The sequence below is a fragment of the Luteimonas viscosa genome, from assembly GCF_008244685.1.
GTDB classification, from domain to species: Bacteria; Pseudomonadota; Gammaproteobacteria; order Xanthomonadales; family Xanthomonadaceae; genus Luteimonas; species Luteimonas viscosa.
In genome coordinates this window covers 132,577-145,103 of the sequence record NZ_VTFT01000002.1, presented here as the reverse complement: position 1 = coordinate 145,103, position 12,527 = coordinate 132,577, and the positions used below count along the sequence as shown (strand labels likewise).

Sequence of the window (12,527 nt, the reverse complement as noted above, 5' to 3'; positions counted from 1 at the left end):
GGCAGTCGCGGCACAATGCACGAATGGCTTCCGATTCCTCCGCGACCTGCGTCTCCGCCCTGACCATCGCCGGCTCCGATTCCGGCGGCGGCGCCGGCATCCAGGCCGACCTGCGGACCTTCGCCGCCCACCGCGTGCACGGCCTGTCGGCGATCGCCGCGCTGACCGCGCAGCACACGCGCGGCGTCACCGCGGTGCACGTGCCGCCGCTCGCGTTCCTGCGCGCGCAGATCGATGCCTGCTTCGAGGATTTCAGGATCGGCGCGGTCAAGCTCGGCATGCTGGCGAACGCCGGGGTGATCCACGCCGTGGCCGACGCGCTGGAGGCGCATCCGCCGCCCTTCCTCGTGCTCGATCCGGTCATGGTCGCGACCTCCGGCGCCAGGCTGCTGGAACAGGACGCGCTGGACGCACTGCGTACGCGGCTGGTCCCGCGCGCGGACCTGCTGACGCCGAACACCCCCGAAGCCGACCTGCTGACCGGCATGCGCATCACGGACGCGGCCACCGCCGAGCGCGCGCTCGATGCGCTGCTGGCGATGGGCGCGAAGGCAGTGCTGCTCAAGGGGGGACACCTCGACGAAGGCGCGCAGGTGGTCGACCGCTACCGGGATGCCGCCGGCGACGCCGGCTTCATCCACGAACGCCTGCCGTTCGAGGGCCACGGCACCGGCTGCACGCTCGCCTCGGCGGTCGCCGCGCAGCTGTGCCTGGGGCTGCCGATGGCGCAGGCCGTGGCGACGGCCGTGGCGTATGTCGGGCGTGCGCTGCGCCAGGGGTATCGCCCCGGTCGCGGACAGGTACGCGTGCTCGACCATTTCGGCGCGGCGCCGACGGCATGAATCCGGCTATCGCGGAATCCGAACTCGACGCGACCGCCGCCGATGGCCACGTCTGGCGCCTGCACGCGCGGCTGCCGACGGCGCCGACGCGGACCTTGTTGTGGCTGCCGGCGCTGGGCGTGGCCGCGCGCCACTACATGCCGTTCGCCGATGCGCTGGCGCGTCGCGGCGTGGCGGTGTTCCTGCACGAATGGCGCGGGAACGATACCAGCAGCCTGCGCGCGGGCCGCGGCCGGGACTGGGGCTACCGCGAACTGCTGGAACTGGACATCGCGGCCAGCCAGGCGGTGATCGATCGGGCGTGCCCGGGCGGCATGCCGCGCGTGCTGGGTGGGCACAGCCTCGGTGGGCAACTCGCCTGCTGCCGGCTCGCGCTGGCCCCGGAATCGGCGGACGCACTGTGGCTGGTGGCCAGCGGCGCGCCCTACTGGCGGGCCTTCCCGATGCCGCTCAAGGCGGGCCTGCCGCTCGCCTACCGGTTCCTGCCGTGGCTGGCGGACATGCGCGGCTTCCTGCCGGGGCGCCGCATCGGCTTCGGTGGCAACGAAGCCGCGCGCCTGATCCGCGACTGGGCGCGCACCGCGTTGAGCGGTCGCTACACGGCCGATGGCGTAGCGCAGGATCTCGAGGCCGGCATGGCCCGGCTGACGCAGCCGGTACGCGCACTGGTGCTGTCTCAGGACTGGATGGCGCCGCGCTCCTCGCTCGACTTCCTGCTCGACAAGCTGGCCGCCGCCGACGTGCGGGCCGCCTGCTTCGACGAACGTGCCGCGCGCACCCGCGCCGACCACTACGCCTGGATGAAGGCACCCGACGCGGTCGCCGACTGGCTGCTCGCTCAGTCCGGATCGGCGTAGCCGGTGGGGTTCATCGACTGCCAGCGCCAGGCATCTCGGCACATCGCGTCGACGTCCAGCTGCGCGCGCCAGCCCAGCAGCGCCTGCGCCTGCGCCGGATCGGCGTAGACCTCGGCCACGTCGCCGGCGCGGCGGTCGACGATCTCGTAGGGCACCGGCCGCCCAGAGGCACGCTCGAAGGCCTGCACCAGCTGCAGCACGCTTACCCCGGTACCGGTACCGAGGTTCACGGTGAAGCCCGCGCCGGTGCGTTCGAGGGTGTCCAGCGCATCGGCATGCGCGCGCGCCAGGTCGAGCACGTGGATGTAGTCGCGCACGCCGGTGCCATCCACCGTCGGCCAGTCGCCCCCGAACACGCTCAACTTCGCGCGCCGGCCCACCGCCACCTGGCAGATGTATGGCATGAGGTTGTTGGGGATGCCGGCCGGATCCTCGCCGATCAGGCCCGAGGCATGCGCCCCGGCCGGATTGAAGTAACGCAGGATGCCGGCCTGGAAGCCGGGATCGGCGGTGCACAGGTCGCCGATCAACTGCTCCATCACCAGCTTGGTGCGGCCATAGGGATTGGTCACGCGCAGCGGCGCGTCCTCGGTGACGGGCACCCTGTCGGGATCGCCGTAGACCGTGGCCGACGAACTGAACACCAGCCGCCGCACGCCGGCGCTGCGCATCGCCTGCAGCAGGTTCAGGGTGCCGCTGATGTTGTTGTCGAAGTAGTCGAGCGGCCGTTCGCAGGACTCCCCGACCGACTTGAGCGCGGCGAAATGCACGACCGCATCGAAGCCGTCGCCCGACAGCAGCCCTTCCGTCGCCGCGCGGTCGCGCAGGTCGACGTTGCGGAACGCGACCGGCGCGCCCGTGATGGCCTGCAGCCGTTCCAGCACGCGCGGCGAGCTGTTGCACAGGTTGTCGGCGACCACCAGGTCGTGGCCGCGCGCCGCCAGTTCCACGCAGGTGTGGCTGCCGATGTAGCCGGTGCCGCCGAAAACGAGGATGCGCATGCCGGAAGATCCGCTGGTCGGTGGCGCCGATTATCCAACAGCGCGGCTTCGGGCGCGCATTGGCCTGTCCCGGCGGCTTCCCGCGTTCTGCCATGTCGCACGCGCACGATCCGCCGTCCGCCCCGGACGATCGCCCGAGCGCGGTCCGCTAGAATCCAACCCGACCACCCAACCGACAATGGCCCGGATGACCGCTCCCCTGCCCGACCGCAACGACATCCGCATCGCCATCATCGGCCTCGGCTACGTGGGACTGCCGCTGGCGGCCGCGTTCGGCCGCAGCTACCGGACCGTCGGCTTCGACATCGACACGGCCCGCATCGAAGAACTGCGCCAGCACCGCGACCACACCCTGGAGATGACGGAAGAGGAACTGAAGGCCTCGAGCCGGCTGGGCTTCTCGTCCGATCCGGCCGAGCTGGCGGCATGCAACGTCTTCATCGTCACCGTGCCCACCCCGATCGACGAGTACAAGCGGCCCGACCTGCGCCCGCTCGAGTCGGCCAGCCGCACGGTGGGCCGCGCGATCTCGCGCGGTGGCGTTGCGATCTTCGAGTCCACGGTCTATCCCGGCGCGACCGAGGAGGTCTGCGTGCCGATCATCGAGCGCGAGTCGGGTCTCGTGTTCAACCAGGACTTCCATGCCGGCTACAGCCCCGAACGCATCAACCCGGGCGACAAGGAGCACCGGCTGGAGACCATCCTGAAGGTGACTTCCGGCTCCACGCCCGAGGCCGCCGACTTCGTCGACGCGCTGTACGCCAGCATCATCACCGCCGGCACCCACAAGGCCTCGAGCATCCGCGTCGCCGAGGCGGCGAAGGTGATCGAGAACACCCAGCGCGACGTCAACATCGCCCTGATCAACGAACTGGCACTGATCTTCGGCCGGATGGGCATCGACACCCACGAGGTGCTCGAGGCCGCCGGCACCAAGTGGAACTTCCTGCCGTTCCGCCCCGGCCTGGTCGGCGGGCACTGCATCGGCGTGGACCCGTACTACCTGACCCACAAGGCGCAGCAGATCGGCTACCACCCCGAGGTGATCCTCGCCGGGCGCCGGATCAACGACAGCATGGGCAGCCACGTCGCCCAGCGCCTGGTCAAGCTGATGCAGCAGCGCGGCCTGCGGACCGCGAACGCGAAAGTGCTGATCCTGGGCCTGGCGTTCAAGGAGAACTGCCCGGACCTGCGCAACACCCGCGTCACCGACATCATCGACGAGCTGCGCACCTACAACGTCGACATCGACGTGCACGACCCCTGGGTGTCGGCGGCGCAGGCCAGGCACGAGTACGACATCGCGATGGTCGCCGAGCCGCAGGCCGGGCATTACGACGCGGTGATCCTCGCGGTCGCGCATCGCGAGTTCACCGCGCTGGGCGCCGATGGCGTGCGCGCGTTCGGCAAGCCCGACGCGGTCCTGTTCGACGTCAAGCGCGCGCTGCCGCGCGACCGCGTCGACGGCTGCCTCTGAGACCGGGCGGGAACCGCGAATGCGCATCCTCGTCACCGGCGCCGCCGGCTTCATCGGCTCCCATCTCAGCCACCGCCTGATCGAGCGCGGCGACGAGGTCCTGGGCTACGACGACCTCAATCCCTACTACGACCCGACCCTCAAGCAGGCACGCCTCGAGCGCCTGCTGCCGCGGCCGGGGTTCTCCTTCGTCAAGGGCGGGCTGGAGGAACGCGGCACGCTGGACCGCGCGTTCGCCAACTTCCGGCCCCAGCGCGTGGTCAACCTCGCCGCGCAGGCCGGCGTGCGCTATTCGCTGGAGAACCCGCAGGCCTACATCGACAGCAACATCGTCGGCTTCACCAACGTCCTCGAGGCCTGCCGCCACGGCGGCGTCGGACACCTGGTGTACGCCTCGTCGAGCTCGGTCTACGGCGCCAACCGCAAGCTGCCGTTCGCGGTCGAGGACAGCGTCGACCATCCGGTGAGCCTGTATGCGGCGACCAAGAAGGCCAACGAACTGATGGCGCACACCTACAGCCACCTGTTCGACCTGCCGACCACCGGCCTGCGCTTCTTCACCGTGTACGGCCCCTGGGGCCGGCCGGACATGGCGCTGTTCCTGTTCACGAGGAACATCCTCGAAGGCAGGCCGATCGACGTGTTCAACCATGGCCGCCACACGCGCGACTTCACCTACGTCGACGACATCGTCGAGGGCGTGATCCGCACCCTCGACCGCGTGCCCGGCCCCGACCCGGACTACGACCCGCTGCTGCCCAACCCGGGTTCGTCCAGCGCGCCGTACCGGGTCTACAACATAGGCAACCACAGCCCGGTGCAGCTGCTGCGCTACATCGAGGTGCTCGAGGAGTGCCTGGGCCGGAAGGCCGAGCGCAACCTGCTGCCCATGCAGCCTGGCGACGTGGCCGATACCTGCGCCGACGTGTCCGGCCTGCAGCGCGACACCGGCTATTCGCCATCGACGCCGATCGAGACCGGCGTGGCCCGATTCGTGGAGTGGTACCGGACCTACTACCGGGTCTGAACCGGGCGACCACGCCGTGACCGATGTTGCGGCCATTCCACGTTATTCATGGCATCGGAAACGAACGGGGATTCCCAAGATGCGCATGTTCAGGCAATTGATTGCAGTGTTGCTGGTCGTCACGCTGGCGGCCTGCGCCAGCGGCGGCGGGCTGGCGGAGGCACCACCGGCCCCGCAGCAGGGTCCCGTGGACGACTACGCCATCGGCGTCGACGACGTCGTCCAGGTGACCGTCTGGCGCAACCCGGAGCTCGGCATCACCGTGCCCGTGCGTCCGGACGGCAGGATCTCGGTGCCGCTGGTCGGCGACGTGATGGCCGGGGGTCTCACGCCAAGCCAGGTGGCGGCCGACATCCAGGAAAAGCTCTCGACCTACGTGCGCGACCCGCAGGTCGCCGTGATCCTGACCGACCTGCGCAGCCACGAGTACCTCTCGCGCGTGCGCGTGACCGGCGCCGTGCGGCAGCCGGTCTCGATCCCGTACCGTCAGGGCATGACCGTGCTCGATGCGGTGCTGGCCGCCGGTGGCGTCAACGAGTTCGCCGCGCCGGACCGTTCCAGCCTCTACCGCAAGACCGAGGGAGAGACCCTCAGCTACGCGATCCGCCTGGACAAGATCATCAACCGCGGCGACCTGTCGACCAACTTCACGGTCGCGCCGGGTGACGTCATCACCGTGCCGGAGCGGGCGTTCTGATGCAGTCGAGCAGCCTCCCCGTTCCGCAGCGCCCTGCATCGACCGCGGCCGCGAAACCTGAAACGTCACCGATCGAATACGTCAAGCTGGTCCTCAAGGAGGGCCGGCGGCGCATCGTGGTGCTGACGTCCATCTTCGCGGTGATCGCGCTGCTGACCTTCCTGATCGGCCAGTTCGTGGTCGGCAGGAGCTACCAGGTCTCGGTGACCATCCTCGCGCAGGAAAGCGACATCATCCAGCCGCTGCTCGAAGGCCGGGCCGTCCCGACCGGCGTCACCGACCGCGCCGGCATGGCCCGCCAGATCATCTACGGCCGCAAGGTCCTGACCCAGATCGTGGAGACCGGCGGCTTCGACGCCGAAGGCCTCAGCCCGCTGCAGAAGGACCGCCTGATGGAGGAGATCCAGGGACGCACCCTGGTCACCAGCCCGCGCGCGGACATCGTCCAGATCACCTACAGCGACAGCGACCCCGAGCGGGCCTACCGCGTCACCGACGCGATGGGCGCGATGTTCATCAACGAAACGCTGGCCACCAAGAGCCGCGAGAGCCGGGAAGCCTACGAATTCATCGACAAGCAGGTGCAGGAATACCACCGCAAGCTGATCGACGCCGAGAACAACCTGCAGGCGTACCGCTCGCGCAATGCGGATGCGCAGCCCGGCAGCGCGACCGACGTGCACTCGCGGATCTCGGCGCTGCGCTCGCAGGTGGAACAAACGCGCATGTCGCTGCTCGAACAGCAGTCGCGCGAAAGTTCGATCGCATCGCAGCTGTCCGGCGAGTCCGCCGTCACCTCGGTGCAGACCCGCGAGACGATGTACCGTACCCAGCAGATCGAACTGCAGGCCGAGCTCGACCGGCTGCTGCTGAACTTCACCGACCGGCACCCGGACGTGCAGCGCGTGCGCCACCAGATGGAGGACATCCAGCGGCAGCTGGACCAGGAGCGCGCCCGCGCCGCGTCCGGCCAGTCGGACACCGGCTCCGAGGACTCGCGGCTCAACCCGCTGTACCAGGAGCTGCGCAGCCAGCTGTCGCAGGCCCGGCGCGAGGTGGCGGCGACGCGCTCGCGGATGAGCGTCGCCGAAAGCCTGCTCAACGGCGAACTCGACCGCAGCCGCCGCATCGCCGCATCGGAAAGCGTGCTCGCCGAGCTCACCCGCGACTACGAGGTCAACCGCGAGATCTACCAGGACCTGCTGCGCCGGCGCGAGAACGCCCGCGTGTCGATGGGCCTGGACCAGGAGAACCGCGGCCTGACCCTGCGCGTGCAGGATCCGGCGACGATGCCGCTGCGCCCCACCGGCCTGCGCTTCATGCACATCGCGGCCGTCGGCCTGCTGGCGGCGATCGCGATCCCGCTGGGCCTGCTCTGGTTGCTGGTGCGCGTCGACCCGCGCGTTCGCAGCCCGCAGCTGATCGAGGTCAAGAGCCGCTATCCGCTGCTGGCGACGATCCCCGCCTACCATTCGCCTCGCGAGCGCCGCAGGCAGTACATGAACATGGCCATCGGCACCTCGCTGGTCGTCGCCGTGCTGCTGCTGTACGCGCTGACGTACGCCTACAACCTGTCCAACGGCTGAGCCAGAAGCCGGCCACCCAGAATCGATGCCATGGAGCAGATAGTGAATGTACGTCGTGATGCGCTGAATCCTCCCGCCGCGGGCGGAACGGGTTCCCGTTCGATCACCCGCGCCGACGGAGCCCTGCATCCGTTGACCCCGCGCGCACTCGAAGAGCGCAAGCTGATCCATCGCAACGACTCGGTGCGTGCGCAGGCCGACGCCTTCCGCGGCCTGCGGACCAAGCTGCTGGCGCTGGGACAGGAACGCAACTTCATCACCCTGGTCGCGCCCGTGCAGCAGGGGTGCGGCGGCAGCTTCGTCGCGCGCAACCTCGCCGCCGCATTCGCGTTCGACGAGACCAAGACCGCGCTGCTCGTCGACTGCGACGCCCTGCATCCCGCGCAGGACGCGGCGCTCGCCGTCGATGTCGCCGACGGCGGGATCATGGACTACCTCGACGGCAGCGTCACCGACCTGTCCGCCATCCAGTACGACACCGGGCTGCCGCGGCTGAAGCTGATCCCGAGCGGCACCTCGCGCGAAACCACGGGCGAGTACTTCAGCTCCAGCCGCATGCGCATGATGATCGACTCGCTGCGCGGCACCCATGCCAACCGCTACCTGATCCTGGACAGTCCGCCGGTACTCAACTCGCCGGACGCCCGGATCCTGTCCGACCTGGCCGACCTGATCGTCGTCGTCGCCGGCTACGGGCAGGCCACGGTCGAGCGCATCGACGAGGCCGCCGCGAGTTTCGACCCGGACAAGCTCGCCGGCGTCGTGTTCAACAACATCTACTGACCGGCCGGCACCACTGAGGGCACCACCCATGAGAAACCGCAGGAAGGGCCTCCCGGCCGCGTGCGTCGCGGTTCTGGCCGTGGCGCCGCTGCATGCGCATGCGGTCCGCGTCGACTATGCGGTGGACGCGGGCGTGGAGCGCAACGACAACGTGCTGATGTCGTCCACCGACCCCACCGAGTCCAGCGCGCTGCGCGCCGGGGTGGGCTTCGTGGTGGCGGAGGAAACCTCGACGGTGCAGGCCAACATCGGCGGCCGCTTCGACTACTGGAACTACGTCGACGGCCCGCAATCGAACACCTTCGAGACCAGTCTGTCGGGCAGGCTGAACTGGTTCTTCGTCCCCGAGACGCTGAGCTTCACGATCGAGGACAGCCTGGAAATGCGGCCGATCGACCGGTTCGCGCCCGACTCGGTCGACAACCGCCAGCGGGTGAACGTGCTGTCGCTGGGGCCGAACCTGCATTTCAACTGGAGCCAGGCCGTACGCGGCCGGGCCGAGGTGCGCTGGATCGACAGCAGCGCCGAGGAAGAGGACGAGTTCGAGTCGCAGCGGGTCAGTGCGGCATTGCACGCGATCCGCGCGCTCGACCAGACCAGCAGCGTGACGCTGAGCCTGCGCGGCCAGGACGTGGACTTCGACAACGACCTGACCGCCCGCGACTACCGCCGCTACGACGGCTACGTGCGCTACCAGAAGCAGCTCGTCCGCCTCGGGTTCGCTTTCGACGCCGGCTACACCTGGGTCGATTACGCCGACGGCAGTTCCGCCTCGCACCCGATGCTCCGCGGCCAGCTCGACTGGCAGTTCAGCCCGCGCAACGCGCTGTCGCTGGGGCTCGCGCACCAGCTGACGGACTCCTCTGACTCGGCGCTCCAGGGCATCGGTGCGGTGACCGAGGTGCCCGACAGCCTGTCCTCGGCGACCTCGGCAGTCGACGCATCGGTGTACGAGGAGGACCGGATCGACCTCACCTACGCCTACCGTCACGAACGGGTCGACTTCACCATCGGTCCCTACTACGAGCGGGTCGACTACGTCGATCCGACGGGCTTCGACGAAACCCGGCGTGGCGTGGTGCTTCAGCTGTCCTACCGGCTGTCCCAGACCTGGGACCTGCGCACCTTCGCCGACGTGGCGCGCTCGAACTTCACCGACCTGGGCCTGCGCACCGAGGACAAGCGCTTCGGCCTGGGGCTGTCCAGGACCTGGTCGCGTCACTGGAGCAGCGCCCTGGACTACCTCCACTACCGGCGCGACGACGAGGGCCCGTTCGGCGACAGCCGCCAGAACGTCTGGTACCTCACCGTGACCTACCGCAACCGGTAGCCGGCGCACGAGGCGGAACCGCGTCGCACCCGGAATGTGACCCATCCGGCGGGATCCGCCGGATTTCCCGCCCGCCCAGCGGTTTGCCGCCGATTCCTTGACCCTGATCCGCGTTCAGCGTTTATTTCGCTGAACGGCGGTCCGGGCGCCTATGATCGCTCGTCTTCTCAGGGGGGAAGACGAGATCGATCGGGGGCCTGCGGCCACGTCGTTGACGTGGGTCGGGGGCGGGGTTGCGTGTGACTGGCGGGCAGGGAAGCCGCCGACAGACCTCCGTTCGAGCGGCCCGACACCTCTTCCGGCAGGTCACCTTCCCCCATGAGACACATTTTCCGGGCTTCCCTCCTCACGATGCTGGCCGCGCTCGGGGCGGTCCTGGCCGGCTGTTCGACCGAGCAGGCGGCGGAGGCCTCCTCCGAGGACAAGGCCACGACCGCGGAGACCCTGGCCGGCATGGTGGCGGTCCAGCCCGGCCGCCAGACCGCTGCGGCGCGCGGAACCGCCAAGGCGATCTCGAACCCGATCCTGTTCGTCACCCAGGTGCCCACGCCCGGGGGCGACCGGTTCGCCACGCGGCTGTCCAGTTTCGCGAACCACCAGCCGGGCATGGGCTCGTCGCTGCGCGGCGGCGACCTGATGATCCGCTACGCCGACGGCACCCTGCGCAACCTCACCCGGGAAGCCGGTTACGGCATGGACGGCCTGCAGGGCGCCAACGCCATCGCCGTGCGCGAGCCGACCGTCCACTGGAACGGGACCCGGGCGATCTTCAGCATGGTCGTCGGCGCGCCGCTGCAGCGCTATGCCGCCACCAGCGGGAAGTGGCAGTTGTACGAAGTCACCGGCCTCGCCCGCGGCGAGACCGCACGCATCACCCGGGTGGCCGGCCAGCCGGCGAACTACAACAACGTCTCGCCGCTTTATGCCAGCGACGGCGCCATCCTGTTCACGTCCGACCGTCCCCGCAAGGGCGAAGCACACCTCTACCCGAACCTGGACGAGTACGAAAGCACGCCGACCGTCACCGGCATCTTCCGCCTCGACCCCGCCACCGGCAGCGTCACCATCCTCAACCACGTGCCCAGCGGCGCGTTCAGTCCGACCATCGACAGCTACGGCCGGGTCATCTTCACCCGCTGGGACCACCTGCAGCACGACCAGCAGCAGGACGGCTCGATCTACCTGGGCTATACCTTCGATCCTTTCAACTACTCGAGCGAATCGGCCAACGCGACCAGCGTCGGCCTGGTCCGCGACACCTTCCCCGAACGCCGGCAGGACACCGACACCCCCTACGGACGGGTGGGCGCGCACACCTACAACCTGTTCGCGCCCTGGCAGATGAACCAGGACGGCACAGACGAACTCACCCTCAACCACATCGGCCGCCAGGAACTGGTGGGCGACTACGGTTACCTGCCACGCGCGTTCATGGACGACGACGCGCTGTCGGACAACGTGAACCAGTCGAACTTCGCCAACCGCAAGCACATCCGGATGGACGGCGGCATCTTCCACATCCGCGAGAACCCGGTGGCGCGCGGCACCTACTACGGGATCTACGCGCGCGAGTTCGGCGAAGGCACGACCAACCAGATCGTGCGCATCACCGGCGCGCCGACGCTCAATGCCGAGCAGATGCTGATCACCGATGCCAGCCCCGCCGCCGGCAGCAACGGCCTGCCGGGAGGGCGTTTCCGCAATCCGCTGCCGCTGACCTCGGGCGACATGGTGGCGAGCTATACAGCCGACGCCGAGTTCGGCGCCTCGTCCCGACTGCGGCTGCACCAGCTGAACACGAATGCCTCCGGCATGTTCGTCGCGGGCACTGCGCTCACGCCCGGCATCCGCAAGACCGTTTCGTGGTGGACGGACGAGGCGACCCCGCGCGAATACAGCGGGGAGCTGTGGGAACTCGAGCCGGTCGAAGTCGTGGCGCGCACGCCCCCGCCGGCGACCTCGCATCCGGCCATTCCCTCCCCCGAGCGCGCGGTCCTCAGCGACGAAGGCGTCAACGAGGCGGCGTTGCGCAACTGGTTGCAGAGCAACGACCTGGCGCTGATAGTCACCCGCAACCAGACCAGCCGCGACCGCGGCGACACCCAGCAGCCGTTCAACCTGCAGGTGCCCGGCGGCGTGCGCAAGACCCGCGGCAGCGGCCGCGTCTACGACATCGCGCACTACCAGATCGTGCAGGCGAACCTGGTGCGTGCCTACGGCAACAACATCCGCGGCCGCCGTCCGGTGGCGCAGCCGATGGACGTTGCGCAGAACCCCGCCAACGCCGCCGGTCCGGACGGCAGCGTGAGGATCGCCGCCGACGGTTCGACCGCCGCATTCGTGCCCGCGCGGCGCGCACTGAGCTGGCAGACGGTCGATCCGTCCGGTGAACCGGTGGTGCGCGAGCGCGTCTGGGTCACCCTGCAGCCCGGCGAGATCCGCACCTGCGCCGGTTGCCACGGCGAGAACAGCCGCAACCAGGCCGGCGAGGCGACCCCGACCAACCAGCCGCAGGCACTGCGCGAGCTGATGCGCCACTGGAAGCAGACGTATGGCGGCGAGGCCGGTCGCCGCCGCAACGGGTCGGCCCCGCTGTTGCCCCCGAACGGCTGACCAGGCGCCGGATCGCGGCGAACTGCCCGCTCCGGCATGTGCCGGAGCCGGGCTCCCGGCCAACGGAGGGCGAGGAAGGGCCTGGCTGCAGGCGGGTGCGGATCGGGTCCGCACCCCCGTGGCCGGCCACTGGGCGTGCCGGCCCGGACGCCTCAATCCCGGTGTCTCGCGTACTCCGGGCGCGGGTGCCCGGTCCGGAATCCGGCGGGCATCGGTATGCCGTGTCCACATCGCGGCCGCGATTGCGTACTCATAGGTCAGGACACGCCGAAGGGAACCCGGACCGCGAAGGCAAGCCTTTTCGCGGCCCGCCG

At 69.5% G+C, this 12,527-nt stretch carries 10 protein-coding genes; 9 read left to right on the top strand and 1 reads right to left on the bottom strand.

The window, feature by feature from the left end; translation table 11 throughout:
• Positions 1–23: 23 nt before the first annotated feature.
• Positions 24–842 (top strand): bifunctional hydroxymethylpyrimidine kinase/phosphomethylpyrimidine kinase, encoded by an 819-nt coding sequence (gene thiD / locus FZO89_RS15355; RefSeq protein WP_149104314.1) that lies wholly within the window; start codon positions 24–26, stop codon positions 840–842.
• Positions 839–1,699, top strand: a complete 861-nt coding sequence (locus FZO89_RS15350) for an alpha/beta hydrolase family protein (RefSeq protein ID WP_149104313.1) — start codon at positions 839–841, stop codon at positions 1,697–1,699. The genes thiD and FZO89_RS15350 overlap by 4 nt, the downstream gene beginning before the upstream one ends.
• Here FZO89_RS15350 and galE read toward each other — a convergent pair.
• A complete protein-coding gene (gene galE / locus FZO89_RS15345) occupies positions 1,681–2,700 on the bottom strand; it encodes a UDP-glucose 4-epimerase GalE (RefSeq protein ID WP_149104312.1) in 1,020 nt (339 codons plus the stop codon). The two genes, FZO89_RS15350 and galE, sit on opposite strands and share 19 nt — an antisense overlap.
• A gap of 187 nt (positions 2,701–2,887) precedes the next feature.
• Between galE and tviB the strand changes: the two genes are divergently transcribed.
• The 7 genes from tviB (at position 2,888) to FZO89_RS15310 (ending at position 12,213) form a co-directional block, all read left to right on the top strand.
• A complete protein-coding gene (tviB, locus tag FZO89_RS15340) occupies positions 2,888–4,177 on the top strand; it encodes a Vi polysaccharide biosynthesis UDP-N-acetylglucosamine C-6 dehydrogenase TviB (protein ID WP_149104311.1) in 1,290 nt (429 codons plus the stop codon).
• A gap of 19 nt (positions 4,178–4,196) precedes the next feature.
• Positions 4,197–5,204: an NAD-dependent epimerase gene (locus FZO89_RS15335; protein ID WP_149104310.1), complete on the top strand. Its 1,008-nt coding sequence runs from the start codon at positions 4,197–4,199 to the stop codon at positions 5,202–5,204.
• Positions 5,205–5,283: 79 nt separating this feature from the next.
• Positions 5,284–5,901 (top strand): XrtA/PEP-CTERM system exopolysaccharide export protein, encoded by a 618-nt coding sequence (locus FZO89_RS15330; protein ID WP_149104309.1) that lies wholly within the window; start codon positions 5,284–5,286, stop codon positions 5,899–5,901.
• A complete protein-coding gene (locus FZO89_RS15325) occupies positions 5,901–7,487 on the top strand; it encodes an XrtA system polysaccharide chain length determinant (protein WP_149104308.1) in 1,587 nt (528 codons plus the stop codon). The genes FZO89_RS15330 and FZO89_RS15325 overlap by 1 nt, the downstream gene beginning before the upstream one ends.
• A gap of 132 nt (positions 7,488–7,619) precedes the next feature.
• The gene (locus FZO89_RS15320; protein WP_149104307.1) at positions 7,620–8,270 is read left to right on the top strand and encodes a P-loop NTPase family protein; all 651 of its coding nucleotides are present in this window, start codon (positions 7,620–7,622) and stop codon (positions 8,268–8,270) included.
• Between the two features lie 28 nt (positions 8,271–8,298).
• Positions 8,299–9,600: a porin family protein gene (locus FZO89_RS15315; protein ID WP_149104306.1), complete on the top strand. Its 1,302-nt coding sequence runs from the start codon at positions 8,299–8,301 to the stop codon at positions 9,598–9,600.
• Between the two features lie 318 nt (positions 9,601–9,918).
• On the top strand, positions 9,919–12,213 hold the full coding sequence (locus FZO89_RS15310; RefSeq protein ID WP_149104305.1) for an HzsA-related protein: 2,295 nt from the start codon (positions 9,919–9,921) through the stop codon (positions 12,211–12,213).
• Positions 12,214–12,527: the final 314 nt, after the last annotated feature.